Below are 22050 nucleotides of genomic sequence, written 5' to 3' on the forward strand. Positions count from 1 at the left end.
AGGATTCGCAAGCCATGAGCAAAGACATCGTCCTCGCCTTCTCCGGTGGCCTCGACACCAGCTTCTGCGTGCCCTACCTCAAGGAACGCGGCTGGGCCGTGCACACCGTGTTCGCAGACACCGGCGGCGTGGACGCCGAGGAGCGTGCCTTCATCGAGAACCGCGCGAAGGAACTGGGCGTGGCCAGCCACGTCACCGTGGACGGCGGCCCGGCGATCTGGGCAGGCTTCGTGAAGCCCTTCGTGTGGGCGGGCGAGGGCTACCAGGGCCAGTACCCGCTGCTGGTGTCCGACCGCTACCTGATCGTGGAGGTCGCGCTGCAGCGCGCCGCCGAACTGGGCACGCGCGCCATCGCGCACGGCTGCACCGGCATGGGCAACGACCAGGTGCGCTTCGACCTCGCGGTGAAGTCGCTGGGCGACTACGAGATCGTGGCGCCGATCCGCGAGATCCAGAAGGAACACACGCAGACGCGCGCCTACGAGCAGAAGTTCCTGGAGGAGCGCGGCTTCGGCGTGCGCGCCAAGCAGCAGGCCTACACCATCAACGAGAACCTGCTCGGCGTCACCATGTCCGGCGGCGAGATCGACAAGTGGCAGGCGCCGGGCGAAGGCGCCCGCGCGTGGTGCAAGCCGCGCGCCGAATGGCCGTCCCATCCGCTGCAGGTGAAGATCGGCTTCGAGAACGGCGAAGCCGTGTCGCTGGACGGCGAGAAGCTCGCCGGCCACAAGCTGCTGGCCAAGCTCAACGCCTTGTTCGCACCCTACGGCGTGGGCCGCGGCCTCTACACCGGCGACACCACCATCGGCCTCAAGGGCCGCATCATCTTCGAGGCGCCTGGCCTGGTCTCGCTGCTCGTCGCGCACCGCGCGCTGGAAGAAGCCGTGCTGACCAAGCAGCAGAACCGCTTCAAGCCCGAGGTGGCGCGCAAGTGGGTGGAGGTGGTGTACGAGGGCTTCTTCCACGATCCGCTGAAGGCCGACCTGGAAGCCTTCCTCGCCTCCAGCCAGTCCACCGTCAACGGCGAGGTCACGCTGGAAACGGACGGCGGCACGGTCAACGCCGTGGCCATCGCGTCGAAGCACATCCTCAACGCCAAGGGCGCCACCTACGCGCAGTCGGCCGACTGGGGCGTGGCCGAGGCCGAGGGTTTCATCAAGCTGTTCGGCATGAGCAGCACGCTGTGGGCCGAGGTCAATCGCAGCTAACGCCGTCATCCCGGCGAAGGCCGGGATCCAGCGACCTTGGCGGCTACGCGCAAAGGCACTGGATGACCAGCCCTTCGGCCGTTGAAAAGCACCTCCTGCCTGCGCAGGAATGACGGAAGTCCCGAAACCGCAACTTCGCCAAGCGAGCCCATGAGCACCCTGCAAATAACCACGGACAAGGATAGCCTCGACATCGGGCTGATCCACCGCTTCCTTTCCAGCGAGGCCTACTGGTGCCGCGGCATCCCGCGCGCGACGGTGGAACGGGCCATCGCCGGCTCGCTGTGCTTCGGCGGTTACCTCGACGGACGCCAGGTGGCGTTCGCGCGCGTGGTCACCGACGGCGCCACCTTCGGCTACCTGGCGGATGTGTTCGTGCTGCCGGAGCATCGAGGGCAGGGCCATTCCAAGGTGCTGGTGGCGGCGGTCATGGCGCATCCACAATTGCAGGGCCTGCGACGCTTCAGCCTCGCCACCAGCGACGCCCATGGCCTGTACGCCGGCTTCGGTTTCGCCGCGCCCGCACGGCCGCAGACCTTGATGGAAAAACTCGATCTGGACGTCTACACAAGGGCATCAGGCCATCCATGAATCCGCTGCTGCAAACCACACTGGAACACCTCAAGGCGCTGGTGTCGTTCGATACGCGCAACCCGCCGCGCGCGATCACCACCGGCGGCATCTTCGACTACATCCGTGCGCAGTTGCCCGGTTTCGACATCGCGGTGACCGACCACGGCGCCGGCGCGGTGAGCCTGCACGCGGTGCGCGGCCAGCCGAAGCTGCTGTTCAACGTGCACCTGGACACGGTGCCGGATTCACCGGCGTGGACGGCCAGCCCGCACGAGCTGCGCGTGACGGCGGATCGCGCCATTGGTTTAGGCGCCTGCGACATCAAGGGCGCCGCCGCGGCGCTGCTGGCGGTGGCGAACGCCAGCGACGGCGACATGGCGCTGCTGTTCACCACGGACGAGGAGGCGAACGATCCGCGTTGCATCGCCGCCTTCCTCCGCGCTTTTCCCCCTCTCCCTTTGGGAGAGGGGAGATACCAGGCGGTGATCGTCGCCGAGCCCACCAGGGGTGAAGCTGTGCTGGCCCATCGCGGCATCCAGTCGGTGCTGATGCGCTTCGCCGGCCACGCCGGGCACGCCTCGGGCGAGCAGAAGCCCAGCGACAGCGCGCTGCACCAGGCGGTGCGCTGGGGTGATGCCGCGCTGGACTTCGTGGCGGCGCAGTCGCACGAGCGTTTCGGCGGGCTCACCGGCCTGCGCTTCAACATCGGCCGCATCGAAGGCGGCATCAAGGCCAACATGATCGCGCCCAGTGCCGAGGTGCGCTTCGGCATGCGGCCGTTGCCGACGATGCATCCCGACGGCCTGCTGGAACGCTTCCGCACGCTCGTCGAACCCGCGCCCGCGCATTTCGAGGAAACCTTCCGCGGCCCCTCGCTGCCGGCGGGCGACACCGCCACCGCCGAGGCGCGCCGGCTGGCCGCGCGCGATCTCGCCGACGAGCTGGAAATCCCCGTGGGCAACGCCGTGGATTTCTGGACCGAGGCCTCGCTGTTTTCCGCCGCCGGCTACATCGCCTTCGTCTACGGCCCCGGCGACATCGCGCAGGCGCACACCGCCGACGAGTGGGTCGCGCTGGAGCAATTGCAGCATTACGCCGAAACCATCCACCGCATCATTGAGAAGTGCGGTCATGGAAGGCCGCTTCTTGATTCTCGCGATCATGGATGAGCGCAAAGGATGACCATGGAAACCCATACGCATACACGGAAAACCATCGTCCGCCTGCTGTCGAGCATGGGCAGCGCGAAGGAAATCCAGCAGTACCTCAAGCGTTTCTCCGAGCTGGATTCCAAGCGCTTCGCCGTGGTGAAGGTGGGCGGCGCGGTGCTGCGCGACGAGCTGCAGGATCTCGCCTCCTCGCTCACCTTCCTGCAGCAGGTGGGCCTCACGCCCATCGTGCTGCACGGCGCCGGCCCGCAGCTGGACGAGGAGCTGTCCGCCGCCGGCATCGTCAAGCAGACGGTGAACGGCCTGCGCGTCACCTCGCCGAAGGCGTTGGGCATCGTGCGCAAGGTGTTCATGCAGCAGAACCTCAAGCTGGTCGAGGCGCTGCAGGCGATGGACACGCGCGCCACCGCGGTTCCTTCGGGCGTGTTCACCGCGAGCTATCTCGACCGCGAGGCGCTGGGCATGGTGGGCAAGGTGGAGGGCATCAACCTCGCGCCGATCGAGGCCAGCCTGCGCGCGAACTCGATCCCGGTGATCGCCAGCCTGGGCGAGACCGACGAGGGGCAGATCCTCAACATCAACGCCGACGTCGCCGCCAACGAACTGGTGCGCATGCTGCAGCCGTACAAGATCGTGTTCCTCACCGGCACGGGTGGCCTGCTCGACGGCGAAGGCAAGCTGATCGATTCGATCAACCTCAGCACCGAGTACGAACACCTGATGGCGCAGCCGTGGATCAACGGCGGCATGCGCCTGAAGATCGAGCAGATCGCCGACCTGCTGAACGGCTTGCCGCTCACCTCGTCGGTGTCGATCACGCGTCCTGCCGAACTGGCCAAGGAACTGTTCACCCACAAGGGCTCGGGCACGCTGGTGCGGCGTGGCGAGAAGGTGCTGCGCTTCGATTCGTGGCAAGGCATCGACCGGACGCGCATGCGCGAATTGATCGAATCCAGCTTCGGCCGCGGCCTGGTGCCCGACTACTTCGAGCGCACCACGCCGTACCGCATCTACGTGAGCGAGAACTACCGCGCCGCGATGATCCTCACCATGGAACATGCCGATGAAGGGCAGGGCCTGCCTTATCTCGACAAGTTCGCCGTGCTCGACGATGCGCAGGGCGAAGGACTTGGCCGCGCGGTGTGGCAGGTGATGCGCGAGGAAAACCCGCAGCTGTTCTGGCGTTCGCGCCACGGCAACCAGGTCAACATCTTCTACTACGCCGAATCCGAAGGTTGCTTCAAGCAGGAGAAGTGGAAGGTGTTCTGGTACGGCCTCGACGGCAACTTCGACACCATCGCCCGCTGCGTGGCGCATTGCGCGCAGCGGCAACCGACGTTGATTGGATGAGAGCAATATGACGCAGCAGAAAAAAAGTATCGGCATCGTCGGTGCCCGCGGCCACACCGGCGCGGAGCTGATCCGCCTGATCGCGGCGCACCCGGTGCTGGAACTGGCCTTCGTCTCCTCGCGCGAGCTGGACGGCCTGCGCGTGAGCGAACACAGCGACGCCTACGCGGGTGAACTGCGCTACGAGAACCTCGACCCTGCCGCGGTGGCGGCCAAGCGCGCCGACGTGGTGATCCTCGCCCTGCCCAACGGCAAGGCCGCGCCCTACGTGGAGGCCATCGACAAGGATGCGCCCGATACGCTGGTGGTCGACCTCTCCGCCGACTACCGCTTCGACCAGGCCTGGTACTACGGCCTGCCCGAACTCACCCGCGACAAATGGCGAGGTGACGGTACCTATCAAAGCAGGCGCATCAGCAACCCCGGCTGCTACGCCACCGCGATGGAACTCTCCATCGCGCCGCTGAAGGATTTGCTGGCCGCACCGCCGGGGTGCTTCGGCGTCTCCGGCTATTCCGGCGCGGGCACCACGCCCTCGGACAAGAACGACCCCGAGAAGCTGCGCGACAACCTGATGCCGTACGCGCTCACCGGCCACACGCACGAGAAGGAAGTCAGCTTCCAGCTCGGCCTGCCGGTGGAGTTCATGCCGCACGTGGCACCGCACTTCCGTGGCCTCACCGTCACCACCAACCTGTACCTGGCCAAGCCGGCGAAACGCGAGGAGATACTGGCGCGGTTTCATCATGCCTATGGCGGCGAGAAGCTGGTGCGCGTGCTGGACGAGGCGCCGTGGGTCAGCCGCATCGCGCACCGGCACCACGCCGAGATCGGCGGCTTCGCGTTGTCGGCCGACGGCAGGCGCGTGGTGGTGGTGGCGACGCTGGACAACCTGCTCAAGGGCGCCGCCACGCAGGCGATGCAGAACGTCAACCGCGCGATCGGCGTGGACGAATACACCGCCATTCCGCTCTGATTCCTCATGGCCGTCATCCCAGCGAAAGCTGGGATCCAGTGCCCTCCACCAAAGTCACTGGATTCCGGCTTTCGCCGGAATGACGATTCGAGACAGCAACGCATTTTCCAGGCACGAAACCCATGACCCAACCCCTCTGGCAAAAATCCGGCGTCCAGATCGACGCCAGGATCATGCGTTTCCTCGCCGGCGACGACGTGATCCTGGATCGCGAGTTCTTCCTGCACGACATCACGGCCAGCAAGGCGCACGTGGAGGGGCTGGCGAACATCGGCGTGGTGAGCATGGACGAAGCGGCTGCGCTGAAGCGCGAGCTCGATGCGCTGGCGGAGGATTTCAGCAGCGGCACCTTCGTGCTGGACGAGCGCTACGAGGACTGCCACTCCGCCATCGAGGCGCGCCTCACCGAACGACTGGGCGACGCCGGCCGCCGCGTGCACACGGGACGCAGCCGCAACGACCAGATCCTGGTCGCCACGCGGCTGTGGCTGAAGGAAAAGCTCGAAGCGCTGGAAGCGCATTGCCGCGCCATCGCACGGGTCTGCCTCGAACGCGCCGCGCAGCCGGCGATCCCGCTGCCGGGCTACACCCACCTGCAGCGCGCGGTGGTGTCGTCCACCGGCATGTGGTTTGCGGGCTTCGCCGAGGGTTTCATCGACAATGCTTTCCGCGCCCGCGGCACGCGCGAGCTGATCGACGCCAATCCGCTGGGCACCGCTGCCGGCTACGGCGTCAACCTCAAGCTCGACCGCGAGCACACCACGGCCGCGCTCGGCTTCATGCGCATGCAGGTGTCGCCGGTCTATGCCCAGCTTTCGCGCGGCAAGTACGAGATGGCGGTATTGGAAGCCATCGCCGGCGGGCTGCTCGACGTGCGCCGGCTGGCCTGGGATCTGTCGCTGTTCACCACCGCCGAATTCGATTTCGTGAAGCTGCCGGCCGAGTACACCACCGGCAGCTCGATCATGCCGAACAAGCGCAACCCGGACGTGGTGGAGCTGCTGCGCGCCAGCTACGCCAGCGTGGCCGCCGCGCGCACCGAGATCGAGCAGCTGCTGTCGCTGCCCTCCGGCTACCAGCGCGACCTGCAGTTCTCCAAGGGCTCGATCTTCCACGGCGTGCGCCACGGCCTGATGGCGCTGGAGCTGGTGCCCGACCTGCTGGCCCGCATGGAATGGAACGAGGCCGCGATGCGCGCGGCGATCGAGCCGGCGATGTACGCCACCGACGTGGCGATCGAGCAGGCCGCCGCCGGCGTGCCGTTCCGCGACGCGTACCGCGCCGCCGCCGAAACGGCGGCTTCGGCAGGACAGGGGCGCACGCCCGAGTCCAGCCTCGCGCAGCGTACCTCGCCGGGTGCCGGGCACGATCTTCGCCTGCATGAATTGCATGCTAGGCTTGGACGTCTGGACGTCTAAACGGAGAAAAGCATGGCGGCGGTCGGTGCGCACAATGCCGGGCACTATCACTGGGGGCAGGGTTGCGACGGCTGGCACCTGCTTGAGGGCGACGACCTCAGCGTGATCGAGGAGCGCATGCCGCCCGGCACGAGCGAGCGGCGCCATCGGCATGTGCACGCGCGGCAGTTCTTCTACGTGCTGGAAGGCGAGGCGGTGCTGGAGCTGGAGGGCGTGCTGCACCGGCTGCGCCGCGGCGAGGGCCTGCATGTGCCGCCAGGCGCGGCGCACCAGATGCGCAACGCGGGCGGCGCCGACGCGCGCTTCCTGGTGGTGTCGGCGCCGAAGAGCCATGGCGACCGCATCGATGCACCGCTGGAGACGGCACCATGAGCGCTCCCCTGCCGGAACAGGCATTGCCGAACTGGCGGCGTGCCGTGCTCAAGGTCGGCAGCAACCTGCTGGCCGCGGATGGCGGTGGCCTGACGGAGCGCTATGCCACGGCGCTGGCCGGCTTCGTGGCGGCCAGCCATGCCGCGGGCCGGCAGGTGGTGCTGGTTTCCTCCGGCGCGGTGGCCGCGGGGCGTGCCCTGTTGCGCGAGCACGCGCCCGCCGCGGGCGATCTCGCCGCTCGGCAGGCGCTGGCCGCGCTGGGCCAGGCGCCGATGATCGCGTTGTGGCAGTCGCTCGCCGCGCGGCCGGTGGCGCAGGTGCTGCTCACCCACGACGACCTGCGCAACCGCCGCCGCTACCTCAACGCACGCGCCACGCTGGGCAGCCTGCTTGCGCTGGACGTGTTGCCGGTGGTGAACGAGAACGACACCGTGGCGGTGGACGAGCTGAAGCTGGGCGACAACGACAACCTCGCCGCCATCGTCGCCGCGCTGGTCGATGCCGATCTGCTGCTGATCGCCTCGGACATCGACGCGCTGTACAGCGCCGATCCGCGCCGCGACCCGCGGGCGACGCCGATCCACCGGGTCGAGGCGCTCACGCCCGAAGTGCTGGCGATGGCCGGCGGCAGCGGCAGCGCGGTCGGCACCGGCGGCATGCGCACCAAGCTGGAGGCGGCTGCCAAGGCGGCGGCGGCGGGCATTCCCACCGCGCTGTTCAGCGGCCGCGACGCGGCGACGGTGGATGCGATGGGCCACGGCCGCCTGCGCGGCACCCTGGTCGACGCCGCCACCACGCGCATGCAGGCGCGCAAGTACTGGCTGCGCCATGCGCCGGCCGCGGCGGGCAGCATCGGCGTGGACGACGGCGCGGCGCGCGCGCTGGCCGGTGGCCGTGCCTCGCTGCTGCCGGGCGGCGTCACCGGCGCGCAGGGCGAGTTTCAGCGCGGCGACCTGGTGGAGATCGTCGATGCCGGCGGCCGGGCGGTGGCGCGCGGCCTCAGCCAGTACGCCGCGAGCGAGGTGCGCCGGCTCGCCGGCCGACACAGCCGCGACATCGAAGTGGTGCTCGGCTACAGCTACGGCAGCGAGGTGGTGCACCGCGACGACCTCGTCGCGGTCGAAACCACGGGAGGCATGGCGGCATGAGCGAGATCCGTTCCCTTGCATCGGCCTGCCGCGACGCGGCGCCGGCCATCGCCGCGCTGGACGGCGACGCCAAGTCCGCGTTGTTGCGCGACATGGCGGCGGCATTGGAAGCGCGCTGCGCCGAGGTGCTCGCCGCGAACGCGCGGGACATGGCGCAGGCCGCCGCCAAGGGCGTGCAGGGCGCGATGCTGGATCGTTTGCGACTGGACCCGGCGCGCGTGGCTGGCATCGCCGACGCACTGCGCGAGGTGGCCGAATTGCCCGATCCCGTCGGCCAGGTCACGCGCCGCGAGACGCGGCCCAACGGCCTCGTGGTGGAACGCGTGCGCATCCCGCTCGGCGTGGTGGCGATGATCTACGAGGCGCGCCCCAACGTCACCGCCGACGCCGCCGCGCTGTGCCTCAAGGCCGGCAACGCGGTGATCCTGCGTGGCGGTTCCGAGGCGATCCATTCCAACGCCGCCATCGCCGCCGCGCTGCACGACGCCTTGCGCGCGCACGGCCTGCCGACGGCGGCGGTAACGCTGGTGGAAGACCTGCGCCGCGAAGCCATGGTCGAGCTGCTGCAACTGGCGGACATCGTCGACCTCGCCATACCGCGCGGCGGCGAAGGGCTGATCCGCTTCGTCGCCGAGCACGCGCGCGTGCCGGTGATCAAGCACTACAAGGGCGTGTGCCACCTCTACGTGGATCGCGGCGCCGACCTCGACCTCGCGCTGGATCTGCTGATCGACGGCAAGACCTCGCGCCCCGGCGTGTGCAACGCGCTGGAGACGCTGCTGGTGCATCGCGACGCGGCCGCCGCCTTCCTGCCGCGCGCCGCGCAGGCGTTGCGCGAGCGCGGCGTGGAACTGCGCGGCGATGCGTACACCCGCGAACGGGTGCCTGATGCGAAGCCCGCCACCGACGACGACTACGCCGCCGAGTTCCTCGACCTGATCCTCGCCGTGCGCGTGGTGGACGACCTCGACGCCGCCATCGCCCATATCCGCCGCAACGGCTCCGACCACACCGAGGTCATCGCCACCCGCGACGAGGCCACCGCGCGGCGTTTCGTGCAGGCGATCCGCTCCGCCGTGGTGATGGTCAACGCCTCCTCGCGCTTCAGCGACGGCGGCGAGCTGGGACTCGGCGCGGAGATCGGCATCTCCACCACGCGGCTGCACGCTTACGGGCCGATGGGAGCCGAGTCGCTTACCATCGAACGCTTCGTGGTGCGCGGCGAGGGGCAGGTGCGGCACGCGGCCAGCAGGGCCGGCGCATGAGCGCCGCCGAAGCGGTGGTGCAGGAACAGCTGGACGCCTACAACGCGCGCGACATCGAGCGTTTCATGCGCTGCTGGGCGCCGGATTGCCGCTACTACGCCTTCCCCTACACCTTGCTGGCGGAAGGGCGCGAACAGGTGCGGGCGCGCCACGCCGAGCGTTTCCGGGAGCCGGATCTGCACGGGCTGCTGCTGCAGCGCATGACTCTCGGATCCATGGTGGTGGATCACGAACGGGTCGTGCGCAACTTTCCCGACGGACGCGGCGAAGTCGAGGTGATGGCGATCTACGAGGTCGAGGCGGGCCGGATCGCGCGGGCCTGGTTCAGGCTGGGCGAGCCGCACCTCGTCTGACCCGCGCTCCGGTTTTCAGCGCGCCCAGTCACGCACCGCTTCCGCGAACCTCAGGCAATCGGCGTGGCGGTTGTACAGCGGCGCGGGCGAGATGCGGATCACGTCGGGCTCGCGCCAGTCGCCGATCACGCCGTGTTCCATCAGGTGCTCGAACAGCGCGCGGCCGCGCTCGCGGCCGCCGAGCACGCGGATCGAGAGCTGGGCGCCGCGGCGCGCGGGATCAGCGGGCGTCACCACGTCCAGCACGTCGGCGAGCTGGCTCTGCACCAGCCATTCCAGGTAGCCGGTGAGCTTCAGCGACTTCTCGCGCAGCCGCGCCATGCCGGCGCGGTGAAAGATCTCCAGCGAGACGCGCAGCGGCGCCAGCGCGAGGATCGGCGGATTGCTGAGCTGCCAGCCGTCGGCACCGGGCGTGGGCACGAACTCGGGGCCCATCAGGAAACGCGACGACTTGTCGTGCCCCCACCATCCGGCGAAGCGCGGCAGCGCTGCGCGCGCATGGCGCTCGTGCACGAAGGCGCCGCCCACCGCGCCGGGGCCGGAGTTCAGGTACTTGTAGCTGCACCAGATCGCGAAGTCGGCGCCGCTGTCGTGCAGTTGCAGCGGCAGGTTGCCCACGGCGTGGGCGAGGTCGAAGCCCACGGTGCAACCGTGCCGGTGGCCCAGTTCGGTGATCGCCTTGAGGTCGAAGGCCTGGCCGGTGCGGTACTGCACGCCGGGCAGCATCACCAGCGCGATGCGCGAACCGTGCTCGGCCAGCGCGCGTTCGATCGCCGCCATCGACAACGTGCCGTTCGGCTCGTCGGGCTGCAGTTCGATCAGCGCGGTGGCCGGGTCGAAGCCGTGGAAGCGCACCTGCGATTCCAGCGCGTAGCGGTCGGTGGGAAAGGCGCCGGCCTCCATCAGGATCGCGGGGCGTTCGGCAGTGGGACGGTAGAAGCTCACCATCATCAGGTGCAGGTTCACGCCCAGCGTGTTCATCGCCACCACTTCGGACGGCTGCGCGCCGACCACTTCGGCGAGGTGGTCGCGCACGAACTCGTGGTAGTCCATCCACGGCAGGCGGCCCTTGAAGTGGCCTTCCACGCCGAGCTGCGCCCAGTCGTCCAGCTCGGCGGCGAGCGCGGCGCGCACCGCGCGCGGCTGCAGGCCCAGCGAGTTGCCGCAGAAGTACGCGCTGTCGCGGCCCTCATGCGGCGGGATCAGGAATTCATCGCGGAACGCGCGCAGCGGGTCGGCGGCATCGGCGGCTTGCGCCCATTCGGCACTGGCTTGGCAATCGGAAGACATCGGAAATCCTGTGTACGTCGAGGGTTGCCGCGTGCCGGCGCAGCCCTCTCGCGGCCCTTCCCCGCAGGCAGGGAGGGGTTTATTTCAGCTGCGCGGCGACGGCCTCGCAGCCGCGGTCGAAGGCGGCGATCCAGGCGGCGCCGGCCTGGCTCTGCTGGGGACGCACGCAGCGCAGCTGGATCGCGTAGTTGCCCTTGAACCAGTAGCGCTCGCGATAGCTGGAGGCGACGCCGGCTTCCTGCGCGGTGTAGCTGAGGTTGCCCGGGTCGGTGCCGGCGCCGGCCTTGTAGCCCGTCAGCGTCGTGGCCTTGGCGGTGGCTTCGCTCTGGTAGGCGCGGAAATCGGCGAGGTTGCCCACCTGCTTCACCGTCACCGTGACGCGCGCCAGCACGGCCTGGCCGGTGGGCGAGGGATCGGGCACCTCGAACGCGCGCACTTCCGGGTCGCCGTCGGTTTCCAGGATCTCCATCCAGCCGTCCGGCGTGCTGAAGTTCACGCTGCCGTTGGCCATGCTGACGGCGGCGGCAGGTGCGGGCGCGGCGGCGAACAGGCCGATGGCGAACACGAGGGCGGCAACGGCGTTGCGCGGAAAATCCATGCGAAATCCTCAAGCGGTGATAGCGGGCGCGAAGCGGTGCAGGGGCAGGCCCAGCCATTCCAGCGCGGTGCCGTGGAACAGGCGGGCGCGGTCGGCATCGTCCAGCCCCAGGGCCTCGATGCTCTCGCCGGGCACCTGTTCGCCCAGCGGGAAAGGATAGTCGGTGCCCAGCATCACCTGGCGGACGCCCGTCACATCCAGCAGCCAGCGCAGCGCCCGGTCGTCGTGCACGCAGGAGTCGAAATAGAAGCGCTGGAGGTACTCGCGCGGGTTGCGCGGGTTGTCGGTGGCCACCAGGTCAGGGCGCATCTTGAAGCCGTGCTCGATGCGGCCGATCGTCCACGGGAAGCTGCCGCCGCCGTGGGCCAGCATCACGCGCAGCTTCGGCAGCCGCTCCAGCACGCCGCCGAAGGCGAGGCAGCAGGCGGCGCGCGCCTGCTCGGCGGGCATGCCGACCAGCCACGGCAGCCAGTATTTCGGCATGCTGGCCATGCCCATCATGTCCCAGGGGTGCACCAGCACCGCGGCGCCGAGGTCGGCGGCGGCCTCGAAGAATGGGAACAGCTCCGGCGCGTCGAGGTTCCAGTCGTTGCAGTGCGAGCCGATCTGCACGCCCTGCAGGCCCAGCTCGTCGATGCAGCGCTCCAGCTCGCGCACGGCGAGTTCGGGCGCCTGCAGCGGCACGGTGCCGATGCCCGCGTAGTGGCGCGGAAAGTCCCGGCAGATGCCGGCCATGTGGTCGTTGAGGTGCCGGTGCAGCTCCAGCGCCTGGTGCCCCGGCGCCCAGTAGGAGAACAGCACCGGCACGGTGGAGATCACCTGGACGTCCACGCCGAAGCGGGCGTAGTCGTCGATGCGGGTCTGTGGGTCGAAGGCGGAGTCCCACACTTCGCGGAAGAACTTGCCGTCCTTGTAGATGCGGTGGCGGCCGTCGGTGTGCGTCATCACCGGGAAACGCTCGTCGCCGAACCTGGCGGCGAGGTTCGGCCAGTCCTTGGGCAGGATGTGCGCGTGGGTGTCGATCTTGAGCATCCGCCCAGTTTAGGGCTTTGCGGCATGGGCGTCGTGCGGCAGGCGCACATCGTGCGGCGGTGCACGCACAGGTCTCCGGCTCTGGCCTATAATTCCCAATCTGTGAACTGCGTCACGGAGCGATGCAAGCAGGGGGCGGCAGTGGACGAGGAGCGTCGAATACGTTACCTCCGCGCGAAACCGATCGCATTGGCGGCGCTGGATCTGGTCGAGCCGGAGCGTGAGCACTACGTTGCCGCGAACTGCGGCGATGACGACACCCTGCGCAACGAAGTGCGCTGGATGCTGGAGGCCGCCGAGGCGACTGTGGGCACCACCCTGCCGCGGCTCGCCGTGGTGCCCGAGGTGGTGGGCACCACGATCAACGCGGCAGGCAACAGCGGCTACCGCATCCTACGCCAGTTGGGCGAGGGCGGCGGCGGCGTGGTCTACCTGGCCGAGCGCTCGCTGGGCGAAGGCACGCCGGACGAGCTGCGCCAGCAGGTGGCGATCAAGTTCCTGCATACCAAGGCCTCCCCCGGCTGCGAGCCGCTGCGGCGCTTCGCGGAGGAGCGGCGCATCCTCGCCACGCTCAACCATCCCAACATCGCGCACCTGATCGACGGCGGCACCACCCGCGACGGCCGCTCGTTCCTCGCGCTGGAATACGTGCAGGGCGAGCGCATCGACCGCTGGTGCGAGCACAAGCAACTGCCGCTGCGCGAGCGCGTGGAGCTGTTCCTCAAGGTGTGCGCGGCAGTGCATTACGCGCACCAGCGGCTGGTGATCCACCGCGACCTCAAGCCGGGCAACATCCTGGTGACCGACGAGGGCGAACCCAAGCTGCTGGATTTCGGCATCGCCCGGCTGCTCGACCACGTGGGCGGCGTGGCCGCCACGCAGACGCGCACCGACATGCGCGCGCTCACCCTGGCCTATGCCAGCCCCGAGCAGTTGCGCGGCCGGCCGCTGGGCACCGGCGCCGACGTGTGGTCGCTGGGCGTGGTGCTGTACCAACTGGTATGCGGCGTGCGCCCGTTCGGCGACGACGACGAGGTGTCGCCGGTGAGCCTGTCGCAGGCCATCGACACCGGCAAGCTGCTGTCGCCGAGCCGGCGCCTGCGCCAGGCCGGCGCCGCGCCGCAGCGGCGCGAGGTGTCGGCGGACATTGACGCCATCGTGATGAAGGCGCTGCGGCGCGACCCGTGCGAGCGCTATGCCGGCGTGGACGCGCTGGCCGACGACCTGCGGCGCTTCCTGGCCGCGCGACCGGTGCGCGCGCGGCACGGCGCGGTCTGGTATCGCGCGCGGCTATACCTGCGCCGGCATGCGCTGGCCATGGGCGCGGCGGCGCTGGTGCTGGCGCTGCTGGCGACCTTCGCGGTGCAGCGCATGCAGCAACTGCGGCGGCTCGAGCTGGAACGCGACAAGACCGCCGCCATCGCCGGCTTCCTGCAGAACCTGTTCGAGAACGCCGATCCCACCCACGCGCACGGCAGCAACCTCACGGTGCGCGCCGTGCTGGATCGCGGTGCGGCCACGCTGATGGCGCGCAAGGACATCGCCGCGCCGGTGCGGGTCAGCCTGCTGCTGTCGATGGGGCGCGCCTACAACCAGTTGGGCCTGGGCGGGCAGGCGATCCCGCTGCTGGAGGAGGCGCGCAAGCTGCAGGCCTCCTACGACGCCACCGTGCTGGAGCGCGGGCGGGTGCTGGCCGCGCTGGGGCGCGCCTATTCCGCGGTGATCAACCTGGCCGCGGCGGTGCCGCTGGATCGCGAGGCCATGGCGTTGCTGGCACAGGCGCCCGGCGATCATGCCGACGAGATCCTGCGCGTGCGCATCAACCTGCTGTACAACCAGCTCGGCGGCACGCAGATGGGCGCCGCGGCCATCGCGCGCGAGACGCGCCAGATACTTGCCCGGCTCGCGGCGAACCCGGCGTCGGATCGCGAACTGCACCTGCAGGCCCGCGCCGTGCTGGCCATGGCCCAGGGCGCGATGGATGAATCCGCCGACGCGGTCGCCAGCGCGCGGGACGCGCTGGGCGAGGCGCAGCGCCTGTACGCCAAGGACGATCCGGCGCTGGTCTACTACCGCTTCGTGCTGGCGCTGGTCTCGATGCGGCACGATCCCGCGGGCGCGCTGCAGCTGTACCGCCGCTCGATCGCCGACTACGACAGGCAGGTCGGCTCGGTCGGCCCGGGCATGTCCGGCATGCTCACCTATTTCGGCGTGGCGCTGGCCCAGGGCGGCGACCTGCCGGATGCGCGCGATGCGCTGGAGCGCTCGGCCAGGCTCACGGAGGCCTTTGCGCGGGTGTCGCCCGATTTCCAGTTGTACACGCTGACCGAACTGGCCAAGGTGTACGTGCAGTTGGGGCGCACCGTCGATGCCGATGTCCTGCTGCAGCCGCAGCTGGCGCAACTGGATCAACGCGCGCGCACCGGCCTGGCCTGGGCCAGGGACAACCGCAGCAACGCCCTGGTGGTGCTGGGCGAAGCGGCGCTGGCGCGCGGCAGCGCAGCCGAGGCCGCGCAGCGATTCGGCGCGGCGTTGACCCAGATGGGCACCCAGGGCCCGCACGAGATGCCCAATGCCTGGGGGCGCGCGCTGGCCGGCCTGGGCGACGCCGCACTGCTTGAGCGCAACACGAAACAGGCGGCGCAGTGGCTGGCGCAGCTGGTGGATTTCAACCGCACGCGCCGGGTCGCGCCGACCGATCCGGGCCTGGTCGAGGCCACCCTGCTGGACGCCAGGTTGCGCCAGGCGCAAGGCGGAACAGCCGCGGTGGCCGAACTTGCCGGGCCGGCGCGCGGGGCGCCGCAGCCGGGTGGCCATTGCCGCGGCGAGGCGCTGGCAGTCGATTCGCCGTCGTCGCCGTGTCACGATGTGCCGGAGGGCGCCGCCGAGCAGGCGGCAGGCGAATCGGGAGCGAAGCATTGAACGACACGGTGGAGGTGACCCGGCTGCTGCGCGACGCGCAGGCCGGCGATCCCGACGCACTGAACGAAGCCCTGCGCCAGATGTACGACGCGCTGCGCGGCATCGCGCGGGCGCAGCTCGGCAACGAGCAGATGGAGCGCACGCTCAGCGCCACCGCGCTGGTCAACGAGGCCTACCTCAAGGTGTTCGGCGGCACCAAGCCGCCGGACTGGGCGAGCCGCCGCCACCTGCTGGGCGTGGCGGCGCGCGCGATGCGCGAGGTGCTGGTGGATTCCGCGCGCCGGCGCAACGCCGCCAAGCGCCCGCGCGAAGCCGACCGCCTGCAGCTCACCGAAATCTCGATGGAGCTGTCCGACGGCGTGGACTACAGCGCCCTGGTCGAATGCCTGGACATGCTGGCCACGCTGGATCGCCGCCAGGCGGACATCGTCGCGATGCGCTTCTTCATGGGCATGAGCGTGGAGCAGATCGCGCTGGCCATGGAGATCTCCACCAGCACCGTGCAGCGCGAATGGCGGCTGGCGCGGGCCTGGCTGCAGCGCGAACTGGTGGGGTGAGGAAGCCTCGGGCGCCTGCCGGAAGCGCGATCCGGCAAACGGCCCGATCCGGTTCTACCCTTGTCGCCGCAGCACGTGGGCCAGGGTGTTGATGTTGTTGGTCAGGCGGTCGCTGAGCTGGACGAGCGCCTCGCCGTGGCCCGGTGCGCCGGACGGTTCCAGTCCGGCGGACAAGGCCTGCTGCAGGGCACGCAGGTCGGGCAGGTTGTCGGGGGTGCGCTGTTCGCGCAGGGCCGTGGCGGTGGACTGCACGGCATCCGCGCAGGTGGCGACGAAACCGTTGAAGGCGGTGGCGCGCGGGCAGGCCCCGTCGCCCAGGGCTTCCAGCGCCATCGCGGTGCGCGCCAGCCGGTTGCCGTTGGCGAACAGGGCGCGCGCCAGTTCCAGCAGCGCCTGCGGCGTGCCCGGCTCGGTGCGCATGCGTTCGAGCGAGGCGGCGGCGTTGCTGCGGGCGGTGCGCGCCAGGCTGCGCGTTTCGCGCTGGGCCTCGCGCCGTTCCGGCGTGGCCAACGCGCGCAGGTAGCCGGCGTAGGCCTCGAGCATTTCGGCGAAAGCGCCGCGCGCGCGGCCGCGCTCCCAGGTCGGCCACATCAGGTAGGCGGCCATCGCCATGCCGCAGCCCAGCACGGTGTTGATCACGCGGTCGGCCACGGCCACGCCGGAGTCGACGCCCTCGTACGAGAGCAGGATCACCACGGTGCCGGTGAGCGCGGCCACGGCGATGCCGTAGTGGGCGTTGGCCAGCCAGCGGAACAGCATGCACAGCAGCGCCATCAGCGCGAGGTGCGCCCATGGCGACGCCGGCGTGAGATGCAGCAGAACCGTGGTCAGCACCAGGCCCAGCACGGTGCCCACCACGCGCAACAGGCCGAAGTTGAAGGTGGCGGCAAAGTCCGCGCGCAGCACGATGGCGGTGGTCATCGGCAGCCAGTAGCCGTGCGGCAGCCTGAGCAGGCGCGATGCCAGCAGCGCCGCGCTCAGGCAGACCGCGGTGCGCACGGCATGGCGGAAGGCCACCGAGCGCGGCGTGAGGTTGGCGCGCAACGCGGCCCATGCCGAACTGCTTTGCAGCGTGCGCGGCAATTGCGTTTCCTCCGCCGCCGCGCGCAGTTCGCCGCGGCTGCCGGCCCAGTTCGTGTTGCGCACGGCGGCGGCCAGCTGGCCGTCCAGCGCGCGCAGGTGCGAGTCCAGGCGATCGGGCGCGGAGCGGGCGTCGTTGCGCAAGGTTTGCAGCGCGCGTTCCGCCTGTTGCGGCGGTTCGGCGGCTTCCAGCGCACGCGAAATGGCCTCCAGCACGCCTGCGGCATCTTCGCGGTAGCGCGCGTGCGCGGCGGGGTCGGCATGCAGCGCGGAAATCGCGGTCAGTTCCAGCCGGATGCGTTCGGCCAGTTCCAGCAGTACGGTGAACGCTTCCATCGCGCGGCCATGCGCGCGGTAGCGGCCGAGCAGGGTGTGCTGCAACGACGTCATGGCGTCGGTGAGCGCGGGGTTCGCGTTTTCGTCGTCGCCCGGCTGGCGCGCCAGTGCGGCGAGGCCCGCGTACACACCTGCCAGCGCGTGGCGTTCCGGGCGATAGCGCTGCAGCGGCCACGCCGCCACCGCGAACAGCGTGAGCAGCAGGCCGCCGCAGGCGATCAGCAGGGCGGCGAGCAGGGCGTTCCTGGGGTCGATCGGCGTGGCGGCGGCGATCACCAGCAGGATCATGCTGGTCATGCCCACGCGCGCGGCATCCGTGCCGAACACCACCAGCATGCCGCCGCAGAAGCCGAACGCGGCGGTGGCCAGCAGCATCGGCAGCAACTGGCCGCCGATGGTGAAGCCCAGCAGCGCGGCCAGCCCGGCCGCCAGCGCCGCCAGCAGCAGCCGGCGCATGCGCTGGCGATAGGGGCCGGGTTGGTCGGAGAACATCGTGTCCAGCGCGCCGGCGCCCACGCCCAGGCCGACTTCCGGATACCCCGTGGCCAGCCCTGCGCCCAACGGCAGGATTACCGCGAGGGTATTGCGCAGCACCACCCACAGCGGCACGTCGGGCCGCTTGATGTGCGTCAGCGTCTCGACGAACTGGGCGCGCAGGGAATAGCCGCTGGCTGGCATGGGCAATGCGGGATGGCCGGGGAGTGGCGAGTATGGCAAAACTGCCCGCGGCTCACTCCCGGGTTTCGCTCGTTGCGATCAGGCCCTGCCGGCGAACTCGCCAGTCAACGTGTTCACCCACACCTTCTCGTCGTTGGTGATGTATTCGGGCACCTGGATCTCCACGCCGGTGTTGAGCTTGGCCGGCTTGGTGCGCTTGGTGGCGCTGGCGCCCTTCAGTTCCGGCGCGGTGTCCACCACGGTGAGCACCACGCTGGTGGGCACCTGCAGGCCCACCGGAGCATCGTCGATCAGCTGCACGTGGAAGCCCTCCACGTCTTCCACGATGTAGCCGGCGTTGTCGCCCACCAGTTCCGGGCCGAGCAGGTACTGGGTGTAGTCCTCAGCGTCCATGAACACAAAGGCCTCGCCGTCCTTGTAGGAGAAATTGGCGGCGCGGCGCACCAGATCCATCTCCTTCAGGTCGTCGTCGGCGCGCAGGCTGAGGTCGAACTTGCGGCCACCGGGGATGGAGTAGAGGGTGAAGCGGAAGGTGACGTTGCCGCCGCGCGCGGTGGGCGAGCTGCGTTCGATGTCGCGCACCTGGTACACGGTGCCTTCGTGCTCTACCACGTTGCCTTTCTTGACGTCGGAAGCTTTCATGGGTTTGAAGTCGTTGGTGGTGTGAAAAGAGCTTGCATTATCGTGGCGCGATCAGCTCATCGTGAGAGATGGATCCGGCGCGGAATTGCGTGTTGCAGCATAGGCCCTCTTGGGTTCTGCATGGCGCGGCGAATATTCTTGCGGAGCTTGGCGGTGGCATCGAATATCCGGTTGCCGAGGATGCTTTCGTCTTGAGACATGGGCATGCCGCGGCTGGCCGCCCTAGCCAGGCGTTGTTCCCGATGGTCTGCTAGTCATTCGCGGTTTCTGCGGCGGTTTTTGCTTCAGTGAGGCGTTTCAACAAATAGTCTGCCATCAGAAGGTCGTCGTATTCATCGCCCATTTCTTCGTCAATGGTTTCGCGGAGCTTGCCTTGATAGGTTCTCATGGCGACGATGAGATAAGTTATCTCTTTTGCGGTTAGGGTCATTGAAATCATGATCTTCTCCGGATTCATGGGGCGCCGTAAAACTCGTGACCGAGCGGCTTGAAGTTGACTAACGCTACAAGTTCCAGAAAGGCTCGCACGGTTTTTGGCCTGTCTACAGTCAGCGTGCAATGGCCTGGCGGTACGCCGTCGTATTTCAAGATCAGGCCAGATGGGATCGTTTGGCCGAGTTCGATCGACCACCAGTGGACTTTGACCTGGCGGCTCTTGTCGATCGTCTTGCGAAGCGAATCGTCGAGCGCGACCATGCCATCCGGAATCATCTTTTTCAAATACAGCGAGACTCCTTGGCCTGGCGACACGACATATTTGTCGGCCAAGTCGCCTTCAATCCGACCGGATTGGTCGTGGATGTCAAGGTCGATAAACCGTAAAAAATCGACGCCCGCTTTTGATGCTGCGCCTTTTCGGAAGACGGCTTTCTCAAGGTCGACATCGATGGCCCATAGGATTGTTCCAGGGGCGGGGAAATCTTCTTCGCTCTGCATGATCGTTCCTTGATGCCCTTCGGGCTGCTGTTGATCTGGCGAATTACCTTGAGATTGCCTGGCTTGAGGGTTGCCGCGTGCAGCAGACTTCGGCTAATGAATGAAGATTACTTCGCGGCCAGGCGCACCGCACCGTCGAGGCGGATCGTCTCGCCGTTGATGTAGCGGTTGCCGAGGATGAAGGCCACGGTCTGCGCGAACTCCTCCGGCTTGCCGAGGCGCGAGGGGAATGGGATCGAGGCGGACAGCGACTCCTGCACCTGCGGCGGCATGCCGTCCACCATCGGCGTCCAGAAGATGCCCGGCGCGATGGTGGCCACGCGGATGCCGAAGCGCGACAGTTCGCGCGCCATCGGCAGGGTCATGCCGACCACGCCGCCCTTCGAGGCCGAGTAGGCGGCCTGGCCGATCTGGCCTTCGTAGGCGGCGACGGAAGCGGTGTTGACGATCACGCCGCGCTCGCCGTCCTCGCCCGCCTCGTTGTGCTGCATCACCGCGGCGGCGGCCTTGGACACGTTGAAGCTGCCGACCAGGTTCACCATCACCGTGCTGGCGAAGGTGGAGAGCGGCATCGGGCCTTCCTTGCCCAGCACGCGGCCCGCGCCGAGGATGCCGGCGCAGTTCATCACCACGTTGAGCCCGCCCATCGCCTCGCGCGCGGTGGCCACGTTGGCGGCCACGCCGTCCTCGCTGGTGACGTCGGTCTTGTAGAAGCGGGCGACGTCGCCCAGCGCCCTGGCGGCGGCCTGGCCCTTTTCCTCGTTGACGTCGAACAGCGCCACCTGGCCGCCGTGGGCGACGAGGTGCTGCGCCACCGCGTGGCCGAGACCGGAGGCGCCGCCGGTGATGATCGCCTTGACCTGATCGAGCTGCATGTCGGGGTATCCCGTGGATGACGAAACGACCATTTTAGCAGCGACGCCCTCCGGCGCAGGCGGGCGGTCGGCGCGCAACGGGGATCGGCGCAGTGCCGGGGGAGGCAGGCAGATCGCGGGCCATGCGGTGCCGCTGAACAGGCTCTCAGGCCCGATCCAGGATCTTCCGGAGCGCGGCCGTCGACGCCAGGACGGAAAACGGCGTCAGCGACGGCGGCGGCACGCTCGCAGGCAGCAGCTCTTTCTGCCATACGCCGACGTCCCACCACTGTCCCAGCTTCCAGCCGCTCCGCCGCCACGTGCCGGCCGGTGCGAAGCCCATCGCTTCGTGCAACGCCACGCTGGCCGTGCCGGGCAGGGTGATGACGCCGACGGCCTGCGTGAGGCCCTGCAGGCGCATCGCCTCGAACAGGCAGCCGTAGAGCCGTCGTGCGATGCCGCGGCCTTGTGCGGCCGGATGCACGTAGATCGACGTCTCGGCGATCCAGTCGTAGGCCGCGCGCTCGCGGAAGCGATAGGCGTAGGCATAGGCCAGCACGTCGCCGCCTTCTTCCCACACCAGCCACGGATACTGCGGCAGCCGTGCGCGGATGCGTTCGCGCATGGCATCCACGCCGGGCAACACGGTTTCGAAAGTGGCGACGCCGTCGGTGACGTGCGGCGCGTAGATGGCGTGGACGGCGGCGGCATCCGCCTCGCGCGCGATTCGTATGGTCATGGCGCCTGCAGTTCGCGGATGAAGAAGCGGTCGCAGCTGAAGTGCCCGGTGCCGCCCATCGGCTGCCCGATCCGAACGAAGCCGCTGGCGAGGTACAGCGCCTGCGCCGCGTCCATGCCGGTGAGCGTTTCCAGGTAGCAGCGGCGGAAGCCGTGCGCACGCGCCGCGTCGAGGCAACGGGCCATCATCGCGCGGCCCGCGCCGATGCCGCGCGCTTCCGGCAGGAAATACATCTTGCGCAGCTCGCACACGTCAGGTTCGCCGCTCGCCAGCGGCGCCACGCCGGCGCCGCCGATCACCCGGCTGCCGCGTTCGACCACGAAGTAGCTGCAGCGCGGTTGCGCGTAGGCCGCGCACATCGCGTCCACCTCGGCGTCATGGATCGCGAAGCCGGGGCCGTCGGCACCGAACTCGGGCATCACCGCGCGGATGATGGCGGCGACGGCGACATCGTCGCGCGGCTCGATGGAGCGGATCAGGAAGGGCGGCATGGCGGCTTCGCGGCGCGGGGACGCCCGATTATTCCATTCCGCGGCACGGGCGTCAGTGCCGCT

The 22050-nt window shown here is 69.0% G+C and carries 22 protein-coding genes; 12 read left to right on the forward strand and 10 right to left on the reverse strand.

From position 1 onward, the window contains the following. Window positions 1-14: 14 nt before the first annotated feature. The 10 genes from ACZ5Z2_RS05870 to ACZ5Z2_RS05915 all read left to right on the forward strand — a co-directional run bounded on the left by ACZ5Z2_RS05870 (window position 15) and on the right by ACZ5Z2_RS05915 (window position 9832). Window positions 15-1208 (forward strand): argininosuccinate synthase, encoded by a 1194-nt coding sequence (locus ACZ5Z2_RS05870; RefSeq protein WP_464761014.1) that lies wholly within the window; start codon window positions 15-17, stop codon window positions 1206-1208. 150 nt (window positions 1209-1358) lie between these two features. Continuing rightward, a complete protein-coding gene (locus ACZ5Z2_RS05875; protein WP_464761015.1) occupies window positions 1359-1799 on the forward strand; it encodes a GNAT family N-acetyltransferase in 441 nt (146 codons plus the stop codon). Next, the gene (locus ACZ5Z2_RS05880) at window positions 1796-2950 is read left to right on the forward strand and encodes an acetylornithine deacetylase (protein WP_464761016.1); all 1155 of its coding nucleotides are present in this window, start codon (window positions 1796-1798) and stop codon (window positions 2948-2950) included. The genes ACZ5Z2_RS05875 and ACZ5Z2_RS05880 overlap by 4 nt, the downstream gene beginning before the upstream one ends. A 15-nt stretch (window positions 2951-2965) precedes the next feature. After that, on the forward strand, window positions 2966-4300 hold the full coding sequence (locus ACZ5Z2_RS05885) for an acetylglutamate kinase (protein WP_464761017.1): 1335 nt from the start codon (window positions 2966-2968) through the stop codon (window positions 4298-4300). A 7-nt stretch (window positions 4301-4307) separates the two neighbouring features. Continuing rightward, entirely contained in the window at window positions 4308-5276 is a 969-nt protein-coding gene (gene argC, locus ACZ5Z2_RS05890; RefSeq protein WP_464761018.1) for an N-acetyl-gamma-glutamyl-phosphate reductase, read from the forward strand. Window positions 5277-5398: 122 nt separating this feature from the next. After that, window positions 5399-6694 carry an argininosuccinate lyase gene (locus ACZ5Z2_RS05895; RefSeq protein ID WP_464761019.1) on the forward strand — a complete coding sequence of 432 codons (1296 nt, stop codon included), beginning with the start codon at window positions 5399-5401 and terminating at the stop codon, window positions 6692-6694. A 12-nt stretch (window positions 6695-6706) separates the two neighbouring features. Then, window positions 6707-7066: a cupin domain-containing protein gene (locus tag ACZ5Z2_RS05900; RefSeq protein ID WP_464761020.1), complete on the forward strand. Its 360-nt coding sequence runs from the start codon at window positions 6707-6709 to the stop codon at window positions 7064-7066. Then, the gene (proB, locus tag ACZ5Z2_RS05905) at window positions 7063-8214 is read left to right on the forward strand and encodes a glutamate 5-kinase (RefSeq protein WP_464761021.1); all 1152 of its coding nucleotides are present in this window, start codon (window positions 7063-7065) and stop codon (window positions 8212-8214) included. The genes ACZ5Z2_RS05900 and proB overlap by 4 nt, the downstream gene beginning before the upstream one ends. After that, a complete protein-coding gene (locus ACZ5Z2_RS05910; protein WP_464761022.1) occupies window positions 8211-9479 on the forward strand; it encodes a glutamate-5-semialdehyde dehydrogenase in 1269 nt (422 codons plus the stop codon). The genes proB and ACZ5Z2_RS05910 overlap by 4 nt, the downstream gene beginning before the upstream one ends. Further along, window positions 9476-9832, forward strand: coding sequence for a nuclear transport factor 2 family protein (locus tag ACZ5Z2_RS05915; protein ID WP_464761023.1), 357 nt, complete (start codon window positions 9476-9478; stop codon window positions 9830-9832). Before ACZ5Z2_RS05910 ends, ACZ5Z2_RS05915 begins: the two co-directional genes overlap by 4 nt. 15 nt (window positions 9833-9847) lie before the next feature. Here ACZ5Z2_RS05915 and kynU read toward each other — a convergent pair whose 3' ends face one another. From kynU to ACZ5Z2_RS05930, 3 genes are all read right to left on the reverse strand, one after another. Beyond that, complete coding sequence (gene kynU / locus ACZ5Z2_RS05920) at window positions 9848-11122, reverse strand: kynureninase (RefSeq protein ID WP_464761024.1); 1275 nt, start codon at window positions 11120-11122, stop codon at window positions 9848-9850. A gap of 79 nt (window positions 11123-11201) precedes the next feature. Further along, entirely contained in the window at window positions 11202-11720 is a 519-nt protein-coding gene (locus ACZ5Z2_RS05925; protein WP_464761025.1) for a hypothetical protein, read from the reverse strand. Between the two features lie 9 nt (window positions 11721-11729). After that, window positions 11730-12752 carry an amidohydrolase family protein gene (locus ACZ5Z2_RS05930; protein WP_464761026.1) on the reverse strand — a complete coding sequence of 341 codons (1023 nt, stop codon included), beginning with the start codon at window positions 12750-12752 and terminating at the stop codon, window positions 11730-11732. 189 nt (window positions 12753-12941) lie between these two features. On the opposite strand from ACZ5Z2_RS05930, the gene ACZ5Z2_RS05935 reads away from it, so the two are divergent. Together ACZ5Z2_RS05935 and ACZ5Z2_RS05940 are read left to right on the forward strand one after the other, a co-directional pair. Then, a complete protein-coding gene (locus ACZ5Z2_RS05935) occupies window positions 12942-15674 on the forward strand; it encodes a protein kinase domain-containing protein (protein WP_464761027.1) in 2733 nt (910 codons plus the stop codon). Continuing rightward, a complete protein-coding gene (locus ACZ5Z2_RS05940) occupies window positions 15671-16231 on the forward strand; it encodes an ECF-type sigma factor (RefSeq protein ID WP_464761028.1) in 561 nt (186 codons plus the stop codon). The genes ACZ5Z2_RS05935 and ACZ5Z2_RS05940 overlap by 4 nt, the downstream gene beginning before the upstream one ends. Before the next feature lie 54 nt (window positions 16232-16285). On the opposite strand, the gene ACZ5Z2_RS05945 is transcribed toward ACZ5Z2_RS05940, so the two are convergent. From ACZ5Z2_RS05945 to ACZ5Z2_RS05975, 7 genes are all read right to left on the reverse strand, one after another. Further along, the gene (locus ACZ5Z2_RS05945; protein WP_464761029.1) at window positions 16286-18325 is read right to left on the reverse strand and encodes an FUSC family protein; all 2040 of its coding nucleotides are present in this window, start codon (window positions 18323-18325) and stop codon (window positions 16286-16288) included. Window positions 18326-18403: 78 nt separating this feature from the next. After that, window positions 18404-18967: an elongation factor P-like protein EfpL gene (gene efpL, locus ACZ5Z2_RS05950; protein ID WP_464761030.1), complete on the reverse strand. Its 564-nt coding sequence runs from the start codon at window positions 18965-18967 to the stop codon at window positions 18404-18406. 250 nt (window positions 18968-19217) lie between these two features. After that, window positions 19218-19424 carry a hypothetical protein gene (locus ACZ5Z2_RS05955; RefSeq protein WP_464761031.1) on the reverse strand — a complete coding sequence of 69 codons (207 nt, stop codon included), beginning with the start codon at window positions 19422-19424 and terminating at the stop codon, window positions 19218-19220. Continuing rightward, entirely contained in the window at window positions 19421-19903 is a 483-nt protein-coding gene (locus ACZ5Z2_RS05960; RefSeq protein ID WP_464761032.1) for a hypothetical protein, read from the reverse strand. The genes ACZ5Z2_RS05955 and ACZ5Z2_RS05960 overlap by 4 nt, the downstream gene beginning before the upstream one ends. 107 nt (window positions 19904-20010) lie before the next feature. Beyond that, the gene (locus ACZ5Z2_RS05965; RefSeq protein ID WP_464761033.1) at window positions 20011-20778 is read right to left on the reverse strand and encodes an SDR family NAD(P)-dependent oxidoreductase; all 768 of its coding nucleotides are present in this window, start codon (window positions 20776-20778) and stop codon (window positions 20011-20013) included. Between the two features lie 145 nt (window positions 20779-20923). Continuing rightward, a complete protein-coding gene (locus ACZ5Z2_RS05970; protein ID WP_464761034.1) occupies window positions 20924-21496 on the reverse strand; it encodes an N-acetyltransferase family protein in 573 nt (190 codons plus the stop codon). Continuing rightward, on the reverse strand, window positions 21493-21987 hold the full coding sequence (locus ACZ5Z2_RS05975) for a GNAT family N-acetyltransferase (RefSeq protein WP_464761035.1): 495 nt from the start codon (window positions 21985-21987) through the stop codon (window positions 21493-21495). The genes ACZ5Z2_RS05970 and ACZ5Z2_RS05975 overlap by 4 nt, the downstream gene beginning before the upstream one ends. Window positions 21988-22050: the final 63 nt, after the last annotated feature.

The organism is Rhodanobacter sp. G1 (genome assembly GCF_055397855.1).